1 protein-coding gene is annotated in these 429 nt (G+C 67.4%); it reads left to right on the top strand.

Features of this window, described 5'->3' with window-relative positions; translation table 11 throughout:
• The coding region (locus tag CWM66_RS28680; protein WP_146159987.1) for a GAF domain-containing protein at positions 1-429 on the top strand (429 nt) is incomplete at both ends.

Genomic DNA, 429 nt, shown 5'->3' with positions numbered 1-429 from the left:
GCCTGCTGGATGCGCGCAACTTCTACATCGCGCTGATCAACGACACTGGCGATGGCCTGGAGTTCGCCTATTCGGTGGACGAGCACAACGGCGTGCGGCCGGCACGCAAGTTCAGTGGTGGCCTCACCGAATACCTGATCCAGACGCGCGCCGCCCTGCTGGCCACGCGCGCGGACATCGACGCGATGGCCGCCGCCGGCAAACTCACCAACATCGGCGCGCAGGCACACAGCTGGCTGGGCGTGCCGTTGTTCATTGACGACGAGGTGGTCGGGGCGATCGTGGTGCAGCGCTATTCGCCGCAGGTCAGCTACACCCCGCATGACCAGCGCCTGCTGGCGTTCGTGGCCCACAACATCGGCAACGAGTTGGCCCGGCAGCGCAACCAGGCGCGCCTGCGGCTGGCGCATGCGGAGCTGGAAGTGCGCG

Source organism: Kosakonia sp. H7A (assembly GCF_003028445.1).
GTDB classification, from domain to species: domain Bacteria; phylum Pseudomonadota; class Gammaproteobacteria; order Enterobacterales; family Enterobacteriaceae; genus Kosakonia; species Kosakonia radicincitans.
The sequence above is the reverse complement of the archived record's forward strand: the minus strand, read 5'-3'. Positions and strand labels throughout refer to the sequence as shown.